The organism is Faecalibacterium taiwanense, assembly GCF_036632915.2.
In the GTDB taxonomy this organism is placed as follows: domain Bacteria; phylum Bacillota; class Clostridia; order Oscillospirales; family Ruminococcaceae; genus Faecalibacterium; species Faecalibacterium taiwanense.
In genome coordinates, this window is the sequence record NZ_CP155552.1 from 1,421,331 (window position 1) to 1,438,694 (window position 17,364).

Sequence of the window (17,364 nt, forward strand, 5' to 3'; positions counted from 1 at the left end):
GACAATCATGGCCAAAAAGCCGATCAAGGTTACTGAGGTCGTCCTGCGCGATGCCCACCAGTCTCTGCTGGCCACCCGCATGACCATGGATGAGATGCGTCCCATCCTGCCGGAAATGGATAAGATTAACTACTTCTCCGTGGAGTGCTGGGGCGGCGCTACGTTCGACAGCTGCATCCGCTTTCTGGACGAAGACCCGTGGGAGCGCCTGCGCATCCTGCGCAAGGAACTGCCCCACCAGAAGCTGCAGATGCTGTTCCGCGGCCAGAACATGCTGGGCTACCGCCCCTACGCAGACGATGCCGTTGAGTACTTTGTGCAGAAGTCTGTTGCAAACGGCATCGACGTGATCCGTATTTTCGATGCACTGAACGATCCGCGCAACCTGCAGACCGCCATCAAGGCAGCCAACAAGGAAGGCGCTCATGTGCAGGGCTGCATCAGCTACACCCTCAGCCCCGTGCACAACAACGAGTACTTTGCAGCCTACGCCAAGACCCTGGAGGAGATGGGCGCAAACTCCATCTGCATCAAGGATATGGCCGGTCTGCTGACCCCCTATACCTGCTACGATCTGGTGAAGAAGCTGAAGGAGACCGTCAGCATCCCTGTTGACATCCACAGCCACTACACCGCAGGTCTGGCTTCCATGTCCATCCTGAAGGGCATCGAGGCAGGTGCCGACATCATCGATACCGCCATGAGCCCCCTGAGCCTGGGCACCAGCCACATGCCCACCGAGAGTCTGGTCGCTGCCCTGCAGGGCACCGATTACGACACCGGTCTGGATCTGAAGCAGCTGAACGTTGTGCGCGCATACTTTGCAAAGCTGCGCGAGAAGTACATTGCCAACGGCCAGATCAGCCCGAAGAGCCTGGGCGTGGATGCAAACACCCTGCTGTATCAGGTGCCGGGCGGCATGTTCTCCAACATGCTCAAACAGCTGAAGGATGCCGGCAAGGAAGATAAGCTGGACGAAGTGCTGGCAGAGATCCCCCGCGTCCGCGAGGATGCAGGCTATCCGCCGCTGGTCACCCCCACCAGCCAGATCGTTGGTACGCAGGCTGTGTTCAATGTGATCCTGGGCGAGCGCTATAAGATGGTCACCAAGGAGTTCAAGGGTCTGGTCCACGGTGATTACGGCAAGACTCCCGCTCCCATCAAGCCCGAGTTCACCAAGAAGATCCTGGGCGATGAGCAGCCCATTACCTGCCGCTTTGCTGATACTCTGGCTCCTGAGATGGACAAGCTGAAGGCAGAAGCTGCCAAGTGGGCAACGCAGGAAGAGGATGTGCTGACCTACGCAATGTTCCCGCAGGTGGCACCCAAGTTCTTTGAAAAGCGCAATGCCAAGAAGCAGGGCGTGGACGGCGACCATGTGGACTACACCAATCAGTCTCATCCCGTCTGATCTTTCATAACGGATTCAGGAGCTTCTCGCTTTTGCGGCGGGAGGCTCCTTTTGTGTTTTGCACCGGATCTGGCCCCCAAAATGGGCGGCGGCTCATTGACATGAAAATCCATCCATTTTATAATGAATCAAAATGGATGCAGCCGACACCCGGGCATCCCCGGAAAAAGAAGAGGTGATCTGCATGAGAAGCATCACGGCACAGCGCCTTGCGGAATTTACAGAGCAGGATTATGAATTTACCTTCGGCATCACCCGGAAGGAATTTGCCCAGATGCTGGAAGCACTGAATGCGGCTTATTGCAAGGAGCACCGGCGCAGGCCGCATTTTACCAAGATCACAATGCAGGATAAGCTGGTGCTGACTTTGCTCTACCGCCGCGAGTACCGCAGCATGGAGAACATTGCGGCAGAATACGGTGTCTCCCGCGATACCATTGCGGACAATATCCACTGGGTGGAGCGCGCACTGCTGAACGCAAATCTGCTGCAGAACAGCGTGACCTGCGTATATAAAACCAACTGAAACAGGCTCTGATACGGGATCGGAAGATTTTGTATCAGAGCTTTTTTGCTTTGCACCGTGTATTGCGGCCGGTTTTGGCGGCGGCACGCAACAGTGCACCTTGAATTTTGAGCCGAAGAATAGTAAAATGAAACTATATGTATCGTAACATGGGTTTGTGTACCCAAAGGCGGATACGTATACCGAAACTTGTAAGCTGAAACACTGAAAATGTAAGAACAGGAGAGCGTTATGATCTTAAGCATGACCGGCTTTGGCCGGGGGACTGCTGTGCGCAATGGCCGTGAGATCACGGTGGAGCTGCGCAGCGTGAATTCCCGCTACTTTGAGTATTCTTCGCGCATCCCGCGCACCTGCAGCTATCTGGACAGCCGCTTGAAAAAGCAGCTCAACGAGCGCATTTCCCGCGGCAAGGTGGAGCTGAGCATGACCGTGCAGAATGTGGACGCTGCCGATACGGTGGTGGCCGTCAACATGGAGCTGGCACGCAGCTACCAGCAGGCCATGCGGGATATTTCGGAACAGCTGGGTGTCAAGAACGATATCTCTGCGGGCGTGCTGACCCGCTTCCCGGATGTGCTCACCACCCGCCACGCGGATGTGGACGAGGAACAGCTGTGGGAAGATGTTTCTGCCGTTACCGCACAGGCGCTGGACCGCTTTGTGGAGATGCGCGCCGCCGAGGGTGCCAAAATGAAGGCAGACGTGGAAAACCGCCTGAACTTCCTCGAGGAGTGCGTGGGCAGGGTGGAGACTTTGAGCGCAGGCCGCGTGGAAGCCTACACCAACCGCCTGTACGAGAAGCTCAAGGTCATTCTGGAGGACCGCGATATCGACGATGCCCGCGTGCTGACCGAGGCCGCTATTTTTGGAGATAAGACCGCTGTGGATGAAGAAACGGTGCGCCTGCGCAGCCACATTGCGCAGTACCGCGATATCCTCAAGCTGGACGAGCCGGTGGGCCGCAAGTTGGACTTTTTGACGCAGGAGCTGAACCGCGAGACCAATACCATCGGCTCCAAGTGTCAGGATCTGGATATCACCCGCATCGTGGTGGATATGAAGGCGGAGATCGAAAAGATCCGCGAACAGATCCAGAATCTGGAGTGATACAGAAAATTCGGAGGGGTTTATGAAGCTCATCAACATCGGGTTTGGCAATATGGTCAGTGCAGGCCGTGTGGTGGCAGTGGTCAGCCCGGATTCCGCCCCGGTCAAGCGCCTTGTAAAGGAAGCGCGGGAGCGCGGAATGCTGATCGATGCATCCTATGGCCGCAGCACCCGTGCAGTGCTTATCATGGACTCCGATCATGTGGTGCTCTCGGCGCTTCAGCCGGAAACGGTGGCCAACCGTGCGGCAGGGCAGGAGGGCAAAACACCAGCAGAGGAGGAACAGACCCATGGCGAACGATAAATATTTGTTTGTGGTCTCCGGCGCGGCCGGTACCGGCAAGGACAGCGTGGTGAAGGCACTGCGCGAAGCACACCCGGAGATCGAAAAGACTGTTTCCGCCACCACCCGCGCACCGCGTCCCGGTGAGCAGGAGGGCGTGGATTATTATTACCGCACCCGGGAGCAGTTCCAGCAGCTGATCGAGAACGATCAGGTGGTGGAGCACAACTTCTACAACGGCAACTACTACGGTACCCTGCGCGAGGAAGTGGACAAGCGCCTTGCAGCCCGGAAGGTGGTCGTTCTGGTCATCGATGTGCACGGCGCAGCGAACATCCGCCGCATGTTCCCAGGCGCGACCACCGTGTTCCTGCTGCCGCCGTCGGTGGAGGAGCTGGAGCGCCGTCTGCGGGGACGCGGCACCGAGACCGAGGACAGCATTCAGGAACGTCTTGCCACCGCCCGACAGGAGCTGGCCCAGCAGGATAAATTCACCCTGAAGCTGGTTAACGACCAGGTCGATACCTGCGCCGATGCACTGTATCAGGCCATCTGCCAGCGCATTGGTGCCGCAGAATAACATTTTGAAGGAGCTGGACGAATGCCCAAAACGGTAGGCGTTGCCGTCAGCAATGCGACCTTCCACTTTGATAAGCTTTATACCTATGCCGTCATGCCGGATCAGCAGAATGCGGTAAAACTTGGCAGCATGGTGCTGGTGCCCTTTGGCCGCGGCAGCCGCGCCCGCATGGGCGTGGTGCTGGCCTGCGATGCCGAACCGGAAAGCACGAAGCTGAAATATCTTTTCGACGTGGCCCCGGCATCCGCCTGTCTGACCCCGGAACTGCTGCGGCTGGTGCATTTTCTGAAGGAGCGCACCTTCTGCACCTATTACGAGGCGGTCAAGGCGGTCATTCCCTATGGTGCACAGTACAAGCCTGCCGTGGCGGCAGACGGCGTAACGCCGGTGCTGCAAAAGCAGCTCACCCGCCACACCGAGAACTCCTACCGCCTTGTGGGCGGGCTGCCGCCAAAACCGAAGCCGACAGCCAAGCAATTGGCGGCAGTGGCGCTGCTGGGCGGCGGGCCGCGCACCCTGAACGAGCTGGAAGACAAGGGCATCAGCCGTGCCGTGCTGGATAACCTGTGCGCCAAAGGCGTGCTGGAATGCAGCAAGGTGAACAAATCCATCGACCTGTATTCGTCCATCCCGCTGAAAAACGAGCCGATCACCCTCACGCAGGAGCAGCAGGCGGCTTACGATGCTCTGCTGCCAAAGCTGGAAGACGATGCACCCCACTCGGCGCTGCTCTACGGCGTGACCGGCAGCGGCAAGACGCTGGTGTTTTTAAAGCTCATTGCCCGCTGTCTGGAGCAGGGCAGGCGTGCGCTGGTGCTGGTGCCGGAGATCAGCCTGACCCCGCAGATGATCCTGCGGCTCAAGAGTCAGTTTGGCCGCCGGGTGGCGGTGCAGCACTCTGCCCTCAACCACACCGAACGCCTTTTGCAGTGGCAGATGATCCAGGACGGCGGCGCAGACATCGTGGTGGGTACCCGCAGTGCCATCTTTTCGCCGCTGGAAAACATCGGGCTCATCATCATCGATGAGGAGCAGGAGCACACCTACCGCTCGGAATCCGCGCCCCGCTATTCTGCCCACGAGGTGGCCCGGCAGCGCGCGGCGGAAAGCGGTGCATTGCTTCTGCTGGCAAGCGCCACCCCCAGCACCGAGAGCTTTTACGCGGCCCAGCATGGCCGCACCCAGCTGGTGCGGCTGACCCAGCGCTACGGCGGCAACCCGCTGCCCACGGTGCAGATCGTGGATATGCGCGCAGAGCTGGCGGCAGGCAACCCGCGGGAGATCAGTCTGTCGCTGGAAGATGCCATCCGCCGCAATCTGGATGCAGGCAAGCAGACCATTTTGCTGCTGAACCGCCGGGGCTACCAGACCATGGCCCAGTGCGAGGACTGCCGCGAGGTGCTCAAGTGCACAAAGTGCAGCGTGCCGATGGTGTACCACAAAGCGGCGCACAAGGTATTGTGCCACTACTGCGGCAGCCAGATGGAACCGCCCACTGTGTGCCCCGCCTGCGGCGGCAAGCTGCAGTACCGGGGCTTCGGCACCCAGAAAGCCGAGGAAGAGCTGGCAAAGCTGTTCCCGGATGCGCGGGTGCTGCGCATGGATCAGGATTCCACTGCCGCAAAGGATGCCCACGAAAAGCTGCTGGCAAGGTTTGCGAACCACGAATATGACATCATGGTGGGCACCCAGATGGTGGCCAAGGGACTGGATTTTGAGGATGTGACCCTTGTGGGCGTGCTGGGCATCGACTCGCTGCTGTTTGCGCAGGGCTTCCGCGCGTATGAGAACGTGTTCAGCCTCATCACGCAGGTGGTGGGCCGCAGCGGACGGGCCAGAGACCCGGGCTTTGCCATCATCCAGACCACCGACCCCGATAACCCGGTGCTGAACCTTGCCGCCGCGCAGGACTACGATGCCTTTTTTGAGCAGGAGATCGCCTACCGCAAGCTGGGCCTGTACCCGCCCTTCTGCGGGCTGTGCGTCATTGGCTTTGCAGGCGCAAAGGAGATCGAGGTGGCACGGGCGGCGGCGCGCTTTGCGGCCCTGCTGGGCCAGCAGGCGGCAAAACAGCCGGACCTGCCGCTGCGGGTGCTTGGCCCCACGCCCGGCAGCATTGAAAAAATCAACGACACCTACCGCTACAAACTTACCATCAAGTGCCGCAACGACCGCCGCTTCCGCGACCTTGTGCGCAGCACACTGGAAAGATACGAACAGGAAAAACTTCCGTCCAAGGCCACCGTTGCGGTGGACCTGCACTCGGACGGTGACATCTGATTTGGAGGTACCATAAATGGCTATCCGTAACATTGTAAAAGAGGGCGATCCCATCCTGAACAAGGTCTGCCGCCCCGTCACCACCTTTGATGACCGTCTGGCTACCCTGCTGGACGACATGCACGAGACCATGATCGCCGCCGACGGCGTGGGTCTGGCCGGCCCGCAGGTGGGCATGCTGCGCCGTCTGTTCGTGGTGTGGGACACCACCGACGCGCCCGAGGAGATCCCCGAAGATTACGAATATAAGTTCATCGACTTCGTCAACCCGGAAATTCTGGCTGTATCCGAGGAAGAGGAGACCGCCTACGAGGGCTGTCTGTCCTTCCCGGGCCACAACGGCGCTGTGACCCGTCCCGTGGCGGTCAAGGTGCGCGCACAGGACCGCCACGGTGAGTGGTTCGAGCTGGAAGCTGAGAATTTGCTGGGCCGCTGCATCCAGCACGAGAACGACCATCTGGACGGCATTACCATCATGCAGTCCAGCGAGTATTTCTATGAGGATACCGAAGAGGGCAAAAAAGCTGCCCGCGAAGCGAAAGGAAACAAGTAATGCGCATTTTGTTCATGGGCACGCCGGATATTGCCGCAGAGTGCCTCAAAGCCCTGTATGCCGCCGGGCATGACATCTGCGCGGTGTACACCCGGCGGGACAAGCCGGTTGGCCGCAAGCAGGTGCTTACCGCACCCCCGGTCAAGGAAGTGGCCCTTGCCCACGGCACGCCGGTGTTCCAGCCCCGCACCCTGCGGGACGGCAGCGAGGACGAGAACATCCGCGCACTGGCCCCGGAACTGATCGTGGTGGTGGCTTACGGCTGCATCCTGCCGAAGTCTGTGCTGGAAGCGCCGAAGTACGGCTGCATCAACCTGCATGTCTCCCTGCTGCCCAAGTACCGCGGCAGCGCCCCGGTGCAGTGGGCCGTGCTGAACGGCGATGCCGAGACCGGCGTTTCCATCATGCAGATGGACGAGGGCCTTGACACCGGCGATGTGCTCTGCTGCGAGAAGATCGCCATTGACCCGGAGGAGACCAGCGGCCAGCTGTTTGACCGCGTGACTGCCGTGGGTGCACGGGTGCTGTGCGAGGTGGTGCCCGCCATCGCCGCCGGAACGCTGAAACCCCAGCCGCAGGATCATGAGAACGCCTGCCTTGCACCCATGCTGAACAAGGAGATGGCAGAGTTCCGCCTGACCGAATCGGCTGCCCACATCCACAACTGGGTGCGCGGCATGAACCCGTGGCCCGGTGCATGGTTCGTCACCTCCGGCGGCAAAAAGCTCAAGGTGATGGAGTGCCGTGCCGTGGAAGCTCACGGCGAAGCGCCCGGCACCGTGCTGGCCACAAAGCCGCTCACGGTGGCTTGCGGTGAGGGGGCCGTCCAGCTGCTGAATGTGGTGCCGGAAGGCAAAAAGCCCATGGACGGCACCGCCTTTGCGGCCGGTCAGCGCCTGAAAACGGGGGATATCCTCTGATGGCGGCGAATCCCCGCGCGGCGGCAGTAGCGGCGCTGGTGCGGCAGGAACAGGATGGTTTTTCCAACCTTGTTCTGGATGCCGAACTCAAGCGCCAGCAGCTGGAAGGCCGCGATAAAGCTTTTGCCAGCGCCATCTTTTACACGGTGCTGGAACACCGGGGCACGCTGGACTACATCCTGTGCCAGTTCCTGCCCAAGGGCCTTGCCAAGCTGGATGCACCGGTGCGCGAAATATTGCGCGCGGCGCTGGCGCAGGCCCGCTATATGCAGGTGCCGGTGTCCGCTGCGGTGAACGAAGCCGTCAAGCTGACCCGTGCCTTCAAAAAATCCAGCGCATCCGGTCTGGTCAACGCCGTGCTGCGCAAGGCGTGCAGCTACGACCTGAGCACCGCAAGCTTCAAAAACGAAGTGGAGCGGCTCATGGTGCTTGGCTCTGCCGGGCGGGATGTGGCGGAATTTCTGCACAAAAACTACCCGGACGAAGCACTGGATATCCTTACCTACAAGGCCGACGGCGGCATGACCAGCCTGCGGGCGAACCCGCTGAAAGGCAGTGCCGATGAGCTTTGTGCAAAGCTGCTGGCTTCCGGCGCAAAGGAAGCAAAGCGGGGCATTGTGCCCGGCAGTGTGCTGGCCCGCTTCGAGGGCAGCCCGGCGGAAAATGAGCTGTTCCGGCAGGGGTACTTCCATGTGGAAGGGCAGGCCAGCCAGCTGGCGGCGCTCTGCGTGGACGCACAGCCCGGAGAAACAGTCATCGACCTGTGCGCCGCGCCCGGCGGCAAGACCATCCTGCTGGCCGAGCAGATGCACAGCACCGGCAGGCTTTACAGCTGCGATGCCGCCGAGAACCGCGTGGGCCTGATCCGCACGGCAGTGCAGCGCATGGGACTTGCCAATGTGGAAGCCCTGTGCAACGATGCCACAAAGGTGAACCCGGCCCTGCCGCAGGCCGACCGCATTTTAGCGGATGTGCCCTGCAGCGGCCTTGGCATTCTGGCAAAAAAGCCGGATCTGCGCTACAAAAAGCTGGAACCGGCCCGCGAAGCTGAATTATTGGCCACGCAGTCGGCCATCCTCGATACGGCGGCACAGCTGCTGAAAGCGGGCGGCAGGCTGGTGTACTCCACCTGCACCATCGACCCGGCAGAAAACCAGCAGCAGATCGCGGCATTTCTGGCCCGCCACCCGGAGTTTACGGTGGTGGAGCCTGCCGCAGCGCTGCCCGCCGGGATGACGGCAGGGGAGCACGGCGCGCTTTCGGTGCCCACCCGTACCGGCATGGACGGTTTTTCTTGTGTGCCATGCAGAAAAACGGGGAAAAGCTGCAATGAAACAGGTGGCTTGTTCGTAAAAAACAATAGGAGAACACAATGGAACAAAAACGCTGTATCTCTTCCTTTACGCTGGCAGAGCTGACCGCTGAACTGAAAGCGATGGGTCAGCCGGGCTTCCGGGCAAAGCAGATCTTCCACTGGGTGCACCAGAAGCTGGTCACCGAGTTTTCTGCCATGACCGACCAGCCCAAGACCCTGCTGGCAAAGCTGGAAGAAAGCTTCTACATTGCCGCGCCCAAGATCGAGCGCAGGCAGGAAGCAAAGGACGGCACGGTAAAATATCTGCTGCGCATGGCGGACGGCAACTGCATCGAGACCGTTGTGATGCGCTACCACTACGGCAACACGGTGTGTGTGTCCACGCAGGTGGGCTGCCGCATGGGCTGCCGCTTCTGCGCGTCCACCCAGGCGGGCCGCGTGCGCGATCTGGAAGCAGGCGAGATCTGCTCTGAGATCTACACCGCCCAGAAGGATATCGGGGAGCGCATTTCCCACATCGTGCTCATGGGCATTGGCGAACCGCTGGATAACTTTGACGAAGTGATGAAGTTTCTGGAGAACATCACCTCGCCCGAGGGCGTGAACATCGGGATGCGCAACATCAGCCTTTCTACCTGCGGTCTGGTGCCCAAGATCGACCAGCTGGCCGAGAAAAAGCTGCAGCTGACCCTCTCGGTGTCGCTGCACGCACCCAACAATGAAATTCGCAGCGGCATGATGCCGGTGAACGATGCCTATCCCGTGGAAGTGCTGATGCAGGCCGTGCGCCGCTATCAGGACACCACCGGCCGCCGCGTGAGCTTTGAATATTCCATGGTGCGCGGTGTCAATGATTCCGATGCCTGCGCCAGACAGCTGGCAAACCTGATCCGGGGCATGGGTGCCCATGTGAACCTGATCCCCATCAACCCGGTGGACGGCAGCCCGTACTCGGCCACCGATGCAGCCAACGTGCACCGCTTCCAGCAGAAGCTGGAGAGCCTTGGCGTGAACGCTACGGTGCGCCGCCGCCTTGGCAGCGAGATCAGCGCCGCATGCGGCCAGCTGCGCCGTGACGAAATGAACGGGAAAGCGTAAATATTAAAGGGAGAAGCCTATGAAACTTGCAGGAAAAACGGATGTCGGCAGGGTCCGGCAGGATAATCAGGACGATTATCGCGCAGGAGAACTGCCCGGCGATGCCGCATGGCTGCTGGTATGCGACGGCATGGGCGGTGCGCGCGGCGGCAGGGAAGCCAGCCAGAGCGCGTGCGATGTGATCGAGCGCTGCTTTCAGGAGCAGTATGCTTCCAAGTGCCTGCCCGGCGAAGAGGAGACCTTTTGAAAAAGAGCCTGCTCAGCGCCAACCGCTTTGTGTTCCAGAAGGCCCTGCGTGAGGAATCGCTGGCGGGCATGGGCACCACGGCTGTGTGCGCACTGGTGCGCGGCGGCAAGGTGTTCCTGTGTCATGCAGGCGACTCGCGGGCGTACCTGTACCGGGACGGCAGGCTTGCCCAGCTCACCCACGACCACTCCTATGTGCAGGAGCTGGTGGACTGCGGCACCATTACCGTGGAGGAAGCCGAGCACCACCCTCAGAAGAACATCATCACCAAGGCGCTGGGCGTGGACTACCGGCTGGACTCGGAGTTCACCACCGCACCGCTGCAGAAAGGGGATATCCTGCTGCTGTGCTCGGACGGCCTGACCAATGCCGTGCCCAGAGAACAGCTGGAACAGCTGCTGCGCACCGGCAGGTTCTACGACCTGCCGGACCTTCTGATCCGCACGGCCAACGAGAACGGCGGCCCGGATAACATCACCGCGCTGCTGCTGTGTGTGGAGGAGGTGCGCTGATGGACAACCTGATCGGCAAAAAGCTGGACGGCCTGTATGAGGTGCGGGAGCTGATCGGTTCCGGCGGCATGGCAAACGTCTACAAGGCGGTCATGCTGGGGCACAACGGCCCGGTGCCTGCCGGTACCGTGGTGGCGGTAAAGGTGCTGCGGCAGGAGTATATGCACGACCCGGACCTTGTGCGCCGCTTTAAAAATGAATCCAAGGCCATCTCGCTGCTGAACCACCCCAACATCGTAAAAGTGTACGATGTATCGGTGAATGATGATCTGCAGTATATCGTGATGGAATATGTGGACGGCATGACATTGCGCGAGTACCTTAACCAGCGCGGCGGCAGGCTGACCAACCGGGAGACCGTGCACTTCATCTCCCAGATCTTAAAGGCGCTGGAACATGCCCACGCCAACGGTGTGGTGCACCGGGACATCAAGCCCCAGAACATCATGCTTTTGGACAACGGCCAGCTGCGCATGATGGATTTTGGCATTGCGCGCATCTCCCGTGCCGAGAACCAGCTGCTGAGCGGCAAGGCCATGGGCAGCGTGCACTATATCAGCCCGGAGCAGGCCAAGGGCGATGAGACCGACTGCACCAGCGATATCTACTCGGTGGGCGTGATGATGTACGAGATGCTCAGCGGTCATCTGCCCTTTGATGCAGACGACATGGTGGAAGTTGCCATCAAGCAGATCTCCGATCAGCCGAAGTCTTTGCACGAGATCGCGCCGGAGGTGCCGAATGCACTGGTGGAGATCACCGAAAAGGCCATGGCAAAGCTGCCGCAGAACCGCTACGCATCCGCCCGCGAAATGCTGGATGCGCTGGACACCTACGTGCACAACCCCTCCGTGATGTTCGAGTACAAGTATATTACAGAAGATGCTCCCGAAAAGGTGGTGAAACGTACCATGAACCAGAACCGTGCAAACCGTCAGGCCGAAAAGCCTGCGCCCCGCGGCAAAAAGGCCGCACCGCGCAAGAAAAAGCGCACCATCTTCCTGCCGGCACTGTTCGGCGTTACCATTGCATTTGCACTGGCGTGCCTTGCGCTGTGCTGGATGATCCTGAACGATTCCTCCAACCTGATGAACAACAAGGCCGATATCACGCTGGGCGATTATATCGGCATGACGCAGGACGAGGCTGCTGCCACCGAGCAGGTGGTCTCCGGCCAGATCAGCGTTACCTGGGAGCAGGAGTACAACAGTAACTATGCGGCGGGCTATATCTATAAGCAGTCGCCGGTGTCCGGCCGCACGGTGCGCGAGGGCCAGAATGTGACCCTGACTGTGAGCCTTGGCACCCAGTACGTTACCGTGCCGGACCTGACCAACTATGTGCAGGCCGATGCAGAGCAGCAGCTCAAGGAGCTGGGTGTCTCGGTGCTGGTAACGCAGGCTGTGGATACCTCTGTGGCATCCGGCGCGGTGATCCGCACCGACCCGGCGGCGGGCAGTCAGGTGGCTGCAGGCAGCACTGTGGTGATGTATATCAGCCGCCCGCAGGTGGCAACCACCACCAAGGTGCCCTCGCTGACCGGCATGAGCACCGCTGATGCCCGCACCCTGCTGGTGCAGAACCATCTGGGCCTTGGCAGCCAGACCGAGCAGTACAGCGACCAGCCGGTGGGTACTGTCATCAGTCAGAACCCGGCGGCAGGCTCTACCACAAAGCTGAACGGCCGCGTGAACATTGTGGTAAGCGCAGGGCCGGAGCCTGCACCGGAACCGGAAGCACCCAGCGACAGCACCACCGGCGGCGACTGGTGGAGCGGCCTGTTTGGCAGCGGCTCCTCTTCTTCCAGCACCGAGACCGGCACCGAACAGGGCACAGCGGGCAGCGGCGACCCTTCGCAGAAACCGCTGACCGACTGGTGGTCCTCGCTGCTGAGCTGACGGAGGCGTGCATGAAGGGATATATCACAAAGGGCATCGGCGGCTTTTACTATGTAAAAACGCCGGAGGGCATTGTGGAGTGCAAGCCCCGCGGAATTTTCCGCAAACAGAAGATCACGCCGGTGGCGGGCGATGAGGTGACGCTGGAGACCGAGAACGGTGCAGCCGTCATTGCCGAGATCGCACCGCGCAAAAATGTGTTCGTGCGGCCTCCGGTGGCAAATCTGGATGTGCTGTTCCTTGTGGCCAGCACCACCCAGCCCACGCCCAGCACGCTGGTGCTGGATAAGCTTGCCGCCATTGCGGTGGACAAGGGCGTGCAGCCGGTGATCGTGTGCACCAAGGGCGACTTGGCCGAGGCGGAATTCCTGCGTAAGGCCTACGAAAAATCGACCCTGCCGTTCATCCGCATCGATTACGAGACCGGCGGCGGGCTGGACGAGGTGAAGCAGTGGATCAGCGGCAGGCTGTGTGCGTTCTGCGGCAACTCCGGCGTGGGAAAATCCACCCTTTTGAACCATCTGCTGCCGGAAGCAGAGCGCGAGACCAGTGCCATCAGCCAGAAGCTGGGCCGCGGCCGCCACACCACCCGTGAGGTGACGATCTTTGAAGCCTTTGGCGGGCGCATTGCGGATACGCCGGGCTTTGCCAGTCTGGAAGCGAACCGCGCCGGGTTCATCCCCAAGGAAAATCTGGAACATGCGTTCCCGGAGTTCGGGCCTTATCTGGGCCAGTGCCAGTTCACCGGCTGCTCCCACCGCAGCGAAAAAGGCTGTGCCGTGCGCGCCGCACTGGCCGAGGGCAGGCTCTCCCAGACCCGGTACGACAGCTACTGCGCCATGTACGAGGAAGTCAAGGACGTGAAGGATTGGCAACGCCCGAAAGTATAAAGGATAAGGAAGAGATTCATGTCACGTTGTGTGATCATTTCGGCCTGCCCGGTTTCTCCGGAGCTGGCAGAGGCCCTGCGGCCGGACGACTTTATCATTGCCTGTGATGCAGGCTACCGCAACTGCGCACCTCTGGGGCGTAGACCCAACATCATCGTGGGTGACTTTGACACCGCCCCCTGCCCGGAACAGCAGGACGACGATATCATCGTGCTGCCCCATGTGAAGGACGATACCGACACCGAGTATGCTGCAAAGCTGGTCTCGGAAAAGGGCTTTGACGAGGTGCTGCTGCTGGGCGGCCTTGGCGGCAGACGGGTGGAGCACACCCTTGCAAACCTGTGCACCGGCCTTGGGCTGGAACAGCGCGGTGTGCGCACCACCCTGCTGGATGAGCGCAGCCGCATCACCTACGTGATGCCCGGCGAGACCCGCCGCTACCCGAAGGAGAAGTACTTTTTCTTCTCGGCCTTCCCGATGGAGGGCAGGGCGCAGGGCGTGTGCGAGCGCGGCTCCTACTATGAGCTGACCGATGCGGAGCTGACCGCCAGCTACCCGCTGGGCGTCAGCAACGAGTACGCTGCCGGGTCGGACTGCATCACCATCTCCACCCGCAGCGGTGCGCTGGTGGTGGTGGAGACCATCGCAGACTGAGCGCTGCTGCCCTTGCCGGAACGTTCCGGCCCCTGCCTGCATAGGATGGGCCAGAAAACGGAAAGGCGGGGAGCATATGCAGGTAGTTGTGATCCGAAGCCCCAAGGCGCTGCGCGGCATTCTGCGCAGACTGTTCGGCATTCAAAAACAGTAGAAAAGATCCCCTCGCTGCTGGTCGGCGGGGGGATCTTGCTTCATAATACTCCTTTTTATTGCGTCAGGGCGTTGTAACAGGCATCGAACGCCTGCATAAAATCAGTGATCTCCTGTTCCGTGGTCAGGTGGCTCAGGCTGATGCGCCACGAGGACAGCGCGTTGCGCCGGTCATGGCTCACGGCAAACACGGCGCGGGAGGGCAGGCCGTCCGAAGAGCAGGCCGATTTGACCGAGACGCATACGCCCCTGGCATCCAGCTCCCGCTGGAAAACGGTGCCCTTCACGTTCTGTACGCTCAGGTTTAAAATCTGCGGCACGGCGGTGTCCGGGCTGTTGATGCGCACCTTGGGGTATTGGGCAAGCCCGGTGCGCAGGCGGGCGTTCAGGGCGCGGATGTGCTCCACCCGGGCGGGCAGCTCGCTCACTGCCTTTTCCAGCGCCAGCGCCAGCGAACAGGCCAGCGCCACGGTGGGGGTGCCGCTGCGGTAGATGGTGGTGCTCTCGCCGCCATGGATGAGCGGCTCCAGCGCAAGGCCGCGCCGCTTGACCAGCACACCGATGCCGTTCAGCCCGTAGAACTTGTGGGCGGTCAGGCTCATGGTGTCGATGCCCGCAAAGCTGACCGGCAGCTTGCCCACGGCCTGTGTGGCATCCACATGGAAGTGGCAGTGGGGGCAGGCCTTCAACATTTCCGCGATCTCGGCCACCGGCTGCACCACGCCCAGCTCACTGTCCACGGCAGTGACGGCCACCAGAATGGTGTCCGGGCGCAGCAGTTCTTTCAGGTGGGCAAGGTCCACCGTGCCGTCCTGCCGGATGTCCACAAGGTCGATCTCGTATCCCTGCTCCTGCAGGGCGGTCAGGCTGCCGCTCACCGAGGAATGCTCCAGCGGGGTGGAAATGATGTGTCTGCCATGGTGGCGCTCCAGCCGGGCGATGCTCTTGATGGCAAAGTTGTTGGCCTCGCTGGCACCGGATGTATAGATGATCTCGGCGGGCTGCACATTCAGACTGCGGGCAATGCTCTGGGTGGCGGCATCGATGGCAACTTTTGCGGCAGTGCCTGCTGCGTGGCGGGAATTGGCATTGCCCGGGCAATTGCGCTCCACCTCGCAAAAGCGCTGTAAAACCGCTTCGTCTACCGGGGTATTGGCAGAATAATCCAGATAGATCATAAACTCTCCTGATAATTCTCTTATAATACAGATTACAATGGTAGGTTATATTATAGTGCGCTTTGGGCCGGATTGCAAGAGAAGCGGTGCAAACTTCCGGGCTGGAAATACAGGAGAATTAAGCAAAATGGTTGCACGGCGGCAAAAAGTCTGCTATAATCTCTTGAAGGACTGCCCGCTGCGGCCTTTTGCGGGGCTTTTGGCGGCGGTTTGGAAAGAGCCTGAATGAAAGGGGGAGCGCACCATGCTGCACAAGAATCATCGACTGCGCTGTATTGCACTTCTCATTTCCGGGCGGGATCATTGTTCCCAAATTTCAGGGGCATTGCCGTTTTGCTGACGGCGGTGCCTCTTTTTTTGGGGCTGCGAGTTCTGTAGGAGGCAGAAAAACTTCATGAGCGAAAAGATCGATTACTCCAAAGGCATTTACGACGCGCGCCAGCTGGGCGCAGGCCGCATGTTCATTCTGGGCGTGCAGCACATGTTTGCCATGTTCGGCGCAACGGTGCTGGTGCCGCTGCTCACCGGCCTGAGCGTTTCCACCACCCTGCTGTGCGCAGGTCTGGGCACCCTGCTGTTCCACCTCATTACCAAAAAGAAGGTGCCTGCATTCCTCGGCTCCTCCTTTGCGTATCTGGGCGGCTTCTCCATCGTGGCCCCCATGCTGGCAGATGCAGACGGCAACCTGACCGTTGCCAACACCAAGATGCTGCCCTACGCCTGCGCCGCCGTCGCATTTTCCGGTCTGGTGTATCTGGTGGCCAGCCTGCTGATCTCCACCTTCGGCATCCGCCGCATCATGAAATTCTTCCCGCCGGTGGTCACTGGCCCCATTATCATTTCCATCGGCCTGATCCTGGCCCCCTCTGCGATCAACAACTGCCAGTCCAACTGGATCCTGGCCTTTGTGGCACTGGGTGTCGTGATCGTGTGCAACATCTGGGGCAAGGGCATGGTCAAGATCCTGCCCATCCTCATCGGTGTTCTGGTGTCCTACGCAGTGGCACTGGTGACCGGTGCAGTGGACTTCCAGCGCATTTCTGAGGCTGCATGGGTGGGCATCCCTCTGCACAAGGAGGCCATGGGCCTGTTTGCCATCGACGGCAGCCCGGAGTTCATCAGCGCACTGTTCACCATCATCCCCATTGCACTGGCAACCATGATGGAGCATGTGGGCGATATCGCCGCCATCAGCGCAACCGTGGGCCACAACTATATCAACGACCCCGGCCTGAACCGCACCCTGCTGGGCGACGGCCTTGCAACCACCATGGCCGGCCTGCTGGGCGGCCCGGCCAACACCACCTACGGCGAGAACACCGGTGTGCTGGCTCTGAGCAAGATCTACGATCCGCTGGTCATCCGCATTGCGGCTGTGCTGGCCATCATCCTGAGCTTCAGCCCCAAGTTTGAGGCTGTCATCAACACCATCCCCACCGGCATCATCGGCGGCATCAGCTTTGTGCTGTATGGCATGATCTCCGCCATCGGTGTGCGCAACGTGGTGGAGAACCGCGTGGACTTTACCAACAGCCGCAACCTGATCGTGGCCGCTGTCATTCTGGTGTGCGCACTGGGCTTCAACTCTGTGGGCGGTGTCAGCTTTGCCGTTGCAGGTGTCACCATCAACCTGTCCGGTCTGGCTGTGGCCGCGATCGCAGGCATCCTGCTGAACGCTATCCTGCCCGGCAACGACTACGAGTTTGATGCTGCCGACGGCTCCGAAGCCGCTACCAGCAGCAACCTGCAGGTCTGA

17 protein-coding genes are annotated in these 17,364 nt (G+C 60.5%); 16 read left to right on the forward strand and 1 reads right to left on the reverse strand.

Annotation, left to right across the window (positions count from 1 at the left end; translation table 11 throughout):
• Window positions 1–7 precede the first annotated feature (7 nt).
• From PXT33_RS07145 to PXT33_RS07215, 15 genes are all read left to right on the forward strand, one after another.
• The gene (locus PXT33_RS07145) at window positions 8–1,411 is read left to right on the forward strand and encodes an oxaloacetate decarboxylase subunit alpha (RefSeq protein WP_005940236.1); all 1,404 of its coding nucleotides are present in this window, start codon (window positions 8–10) and stop codon (window positions 1,409–1,411) included.
• 184 nt (window positions 1,412–1,595) lie between these two features.
• Complete coding sequence (locus tag PXT33_RS07150; RefSeq protein WP_044953484.1) at window positions 1,596–1,937, forward strand: transposase family protein; 342 nt, start codon at window positions 1,596–1,598, stop codon at window positions 1,935–1,937.
• 231 nt (window positions 1,938–2,168) lie between these two features.
• Window positions 2,169–3,047, forward strand: coding sequence for a YicC/YloC family endoribonuclease (locus PXT33_RS07155; RefSeq protein ID WP_097774851.1), 879 nt, complete (start codon window positions 2,169–2,171; stop codon window positions 3,045–3,047).
• Window positions 3,048–3,069: 22 nt separating this feature from the next.
• Window positions 3,070–3,351, forward strand: a complete 282-nt coding sequence (locus PXT33_RS07160; RefSeq protein ID WP_005940246.1) for a DUF370 domain-containing protein — start codon at window positions 3,070–3,072, stop codon at window positions 3,349–3,351.
• Entirely contained in the window at window positions 3,338–3,910 is a 573-nt protein-coding gene (gene gmk, locus PXT33_RS07165) for a guanylate kinase (RefSeq protein ID WP_005940248.1), read from the forward strand. Before PXT33_RS07160 ends, gmk begins: the two co-directional genes overlap by 14 nt.
• Window positions 3,911–3,931: 21 nt before the next feature.
• On the forward strand, window positions 3,932–6,190 hold the full coding sequence (priA, locus tag PXT33_RS07170; protein ID WP_332376214.1) for a primosomal protein N': 2,259 nt from the start codon (window positions 3,932–3,934) through the stop codon (window positions 6,188–6,190).
• Between the two features lie 16 nt (window positions 6,191–6,206).
• On the forward strand, window positions 6,207–6,743 hold the full coding sequence (def, locus tag PXT33_RS07175) for a peptide deformylase (RefSeq protein WP_332376215.1): 537 nt from the start codon (window positions 6,207–6,209) through the stop codon (window positions 6,741–6,743).
• Window positions 6,743–7,663 carry a methionyl-tRNA formyltransferase gene (fmt, locus tag PXT33_RS07180; RefSeq protein ID WP_005940255.1) on the forward strand — a complete coding sequence of 307 codons (921 nt, stop codon included), beginning with the start codon at window positions 6,743–6,745 and terminating at the stop codon, window positions 7,661–7,663. Before def ends, fmt begins: the two co-directional genes overlap by 1 nt.
• Entirely contained in the window at window positions 7,663–9,081 is a 1,419-nt protein-coding gene (gene rsmB / locus PXT33_RS07185; RefSeq protein ID WP_347070535.1) for a 16S rRNA (cytosine(967)-C(5))-methyltransferase RsmB, read from the forward strand. The genes fmt and rsmB overlap by 1 nt, the downstream gene beginning before the upstream one ends.
• The gene (rlmN, locus tag PXT33_RS07190) at window positions 9,036–10,076 is read left to right on the forward strand and encodes a 23S rRNA (adenine(2503)-C(2))-methyltransferase RlmN (RefSeq protein WP_005940261.1); all 1,041 of its coding nucleotides are present in this window, start codon (window positions 9,036–9,038) and stop codon (window positions 10,074–10,076) included. The genes rsmB and rlmN overlap by 46 nt, the downstream gene beginning before the upstream one ends.
• Before the next feature lie 19 nt (window positions 10,077–10,095).
• On the forward strand, window positions 10,096–10,323 hold the full coding sequence (locus tag PXT33_RS07195) for a protein phosphatase 2C domain-containing protein (RefSeq protein ID WP_347070536.1): 228 nt from the start codon (window positions 10,096–10,098) through the stop codon (window positions 10,321–10,323).
• Complete coding sequence (locus PXT33_RS07200; RefSeq protein WP_346352579.1) at window positions 10,320–10,835, forward strand: protein phosphatase 2C domain-containing protein; 516 nt, start codon at window positions 10,320–10,322, stop codon at window positions 10,833–10,835. The genes PXT33_RS07195 and PXT33_RS07200 overlap by 4 nt, the downstream gene beginning before the upstream one ends.
• The gene (pknB, locus tag PXT33_RS07205; RefSeq protein ID WP_332376216.1) at window positions 10,835–12,733 is read left to right on the forward strand and encodes a Stk1 family PASTA domain-containing Ser/Thr kinase; all 1,899 of its coding nucleotides are present in this window, start codon (window positions 10,835–10,837) and stop codon (window positions 12,731–12,733) included. The genes PXT33_RS07200 and pknB overlap by 1 nt, the downstream gene beginning before the upstream one ends.
• 11 nt (window positions 12,734–12,744) lie before the next feature.
• Window positions 12,745–13,623: a ribosome small subunit-dependent GTPase A gene (gene rsgA, locus PXT33_RS07210; RefSeq protein WP_097774859.1), complete on the forward strand. Its 879-nt coding sequence runs from the start codon at window positions 12,745–12,747 to the stop codon at window positions 13,621–13,623.
• Between the two features lie 18 nt (window positions 13,624–13,641).
• The gene (locus PXT33_RS07215; RefSeq protein ID WP_044953453.1) at window positions 13,642–14,277 is read left to right on the forward strand and encodes a thiamine diphosphokinase; all 636 of its coding nucleotides are present in this window, start codon (window positions 13,642–13,644) and stop codon (window positions 14,275–14,277) included.
• A gap of 209 nt (window positions 14,278–14,486) precedes the next feature.
• On the opposite strand, the gene PXT33_RS07220 is transcribed toward PXT33_RS07215, so the two are convergent.
• A complete protein-coding gene (locus PXT33_RS07220) occupies window positions 14,487–15,608 on the reverse strand; it encodes a cysteine desulfurase family protein (protein ID WP_332376218.1) in 1,122 nt (373 codons plus the stop codon).
• A gap of 394 nt (window positions 15,609–16,002) precedes the next feature.
• Here PXT33_RS07220 and PXT33_RS07225 point away from each other — a divergent pair, with 394 nt between their 5' ends.
• Window positions 16,003–17,364 carry a uracil-xanthine permease family protein gene (locus tag PXT33_RS07225; protein WP_332376219.1) on the forward strand — a complete coding sequence of 454 codons (1,362 nt, stop codon included), beginning with the start codon at window positions 16,003–16,005 and terminating at the stop codon, window positions 17,362–17,364.

Coding starts and splice junctions, on each gene's coding strand:
- PXT33_RS07145 (WP_005940236.1), top strand. CDS start 8: ATGGCCAAAAAGCCGATCAAGGTTACTGAGGTCGTCCTGCGCGATGCC.
- PXT33_RS07150 (WP_044953484.1), top strand. CDS start 1,596: ATGAGAAGCATCACGGCACAGCGCCTTGCGGAATTTACAGAGCAGGAT.
- PXT33_RS07155 (WP_097774851.1), top strand. CDS start 2,169: ATGATCTTAAGCATGACCGGCTTTGGCCGGGGGACTGCTGTGCGCAAT.
- PXT33_RS07160 (WP_005940246.1), top strand. CDS start 3,070: ATGAAGCTCATCAACATCGGGTTTGGCAATATGGTCAGTGCAGGCCGT.
- gmk (WP_005940248.1), top strand. CDS start 3,338: ATGGCGAACGATAAATATTTGTTTGTGGTCTCCGGCGCGGCCGGTACC.
- priA (WP_332376214.1), top strand. CDS start 3,932: ATGCCCAAAACGGTAGGCGTTGCCGTCAGCAATGCGACCTTCCACTTT.
- def (WP_332376215.1), top strand. CDS start 6,207: ATGGCTATCCGTAACATTGTAAAAGAGGGCGATCCCATCCTGAACAAG.
- fmt (WP_005940255.1), top strand. CDS start 6,743: ATGCGCATTTTGTTCATGGGCACGCCGGATATTGCCGCAGAGTGCCTC.
- rsmB (WP_347070535.1), top strand. CDS start 7,663: ATGGCGGCGAATCCCCGCGCGGCGGCAGTAGCGGCGCTGGTGCGGCAG.
- rlmN (WP_005940261.1), top strand. CDS start 9,036: ATGGAACAAAAACGCTGTATCTCTTCCTTTACGCTGGCAGAGCTGACC.
- PXT33_RS07195 (WP_347070536.1), top strand. CDS start 10,096: ATGAAACTTGCAGGAAAAACGGATGTCGGCAGGGTCCGGCAGGATAAT.
- pknB (WP_332376216.1), top strand. CDS start 10,835: ATGGACAACCTGATCGGCAAAAAGCTGGACGGCCTGTATGAGGTGCGG.
- rsgA (WP_097774859.1), top strand. CDS start 12,745: ATGAAGGGATATATCACAAAGGGCATCGGCGGCTTTTACTATGTAAAA.
- PXT33_RS07215 (WP_044953453.1), top strand. CDS start 13,642: ATGTCACGTTGTGTGATCATTTCGGCCTGCCCGGTTTCTCCGGAGCTG.
- PXT33_RS07220 (WP_332376218.1), bottom strand. CDS start 15,608: ATGATCTATCTGGATTATTCTGCCAATACCCCGGTAGACGAAGCGGTT.
- PXT33_RS07225 (WP_332376219.1), top strand. CDS start 16,003: ATGAGCGAAAAGATCGATTACTCCAAAGGCATTTACGACGCGCGCCAG.